The sequence below is a fragment of the Mesorhizobium sp. M7A.F.Ca.AU.001.01.1.1 genome, assembly GCF_004022735.1.
In the GTDB taxonomy this organism is placed as follows: domain Bacteria; phylum Pseudomonadota; class Alphaproteobacteria; order Rhizobiales; family Rhizobiaceae; genus Mesorhizobium; species Mesorhizobium ciceri.
Genome location: NZ_RZPF01001094.1, coordinates 1 through 1,318, shown reverse-complemented (window position 1 = coordinate 1,318; position 1,318 = coordinate 1). Strand labels below are relative to the sequence as shown.

1 protein-coding gene is annotated in these 1,318 nt (G+C 62.2%); it reads right to left on the bottom strand.

What is annotated here, in order from left to right; all coding sequences use genetic code 11:
• Positions 1–334 precede the first annotated feature (334 nt).
• Positions 335–1,318 (bottom strand): AAA family ATPase (locus EN884_RS36125; RefSeq protein WP_128361137.1); only part of this gene is annotated, 984 nt, incomplete at its 5' end.

Below are 1,318 nucleotides of genomic sequence, written 5' to 3'. Positions count from 1 at the left end.
TCCCTGCACCGCTTACCCATCTCGCCCGCCCTGTTGATCTCCTTCGGGATTGCCTGCGGAATTTGCGTCTGGGCGACATCGGATAAGCCAGTGAGCTTCTTTCAAGCCCAGGCGTCCCCGCAGCTGGAAATGCGCGGGACAGTCGGTAACCTTCAATAGATGGACGATCGTCGATGCTACCGGCGGGCCGGTGCTGTCGTGGACGATCCGCTACCGGCTGCGCACGTCGTTCTCGCGCACGGGCAAGACCGCCACCTCTCGAATTGCGGCGCCACGGGGGATCGCGAATAGCGGGCCGGCAGCCGAGGGCGACGAGGTTCTACACGATCAGAACCTACTCGAAGGAATAAGTGAAACCTTCCTTGGAGGCGCCGACGGTGACTTTGGTCATCTTTTCGCCCTCGAGCGACCGGTTAAGCACGCCGCGGCTCAGTTCCGGCAGCAGCGTGTTGGTCAGGATGGCATCGATCATCCGCCCGCCGGATTCGATCTCGGTGCAGCGGGCCTTGACCAGATCCATGACACCGTCGCCGATCACCAGTTCCGCATCGTTGGTTGCCCGCAACCGGCGAGCGATCTTGGCGAACTGGTGGCCAGTGATCGCTTCGATCATCGAATCAGAGAGCGGATAGTAAGGAATGGTCACCACCCGGCCAAGGAAGGCAGCCGGGAAGACCTTCAGCAATGGGCTGCGCAAGGCGGTATCCAGATCGTCGAGCCCGGTCCGCAGCGTGCCATTCCTTGTGCGGTCCATGATAACTTCGGAGCCGACATTCGAGGTGAGCAGGATCAGGGTGTTCTTGAAATCGATCCGGCGGCCCTCGCTGTCGTCCATCATGCCCTTGTCGAAGACCTGGAAGAAGATTTCGTGGACGTCGGGATGCGCCTTCTCGACCTCGTCGAGCAGGATCACCGAATAGGGTTTTCTGCGCACCGCTTCGGTCAGAATGCCGCCCTTGCCGTAGCCGACATAGCCGGGCGGTGCGCCCTTCAGTGTCGAGACGGTGTGCGCCTCCTGGAACTCGGACATGTTGATGGAGATCAGGTTCTGCTCGCCACCGTAAAGCGTTTCGGCCAGCGCCAATGCCGTTTCGGTCTTGCCGACGCCCGAGGGGCCGCAAAGCAGGAAGACCCCGACCGGCTTTTCAGGCGCGCCAAGCCCGGCGCGGCTGGTCTGCACGCGTTTGGCGATCATCTCCATGGCGTGATCTTGCCCCACAACCCGTTCCGAAAGCGTGGCGGCGAGCTTGAGCGCCTTTTCGGTCTGGCTGGACAGCAGCCGTCCGGTCGGGATCCCGGTCCAGTCCTGGACCACGGC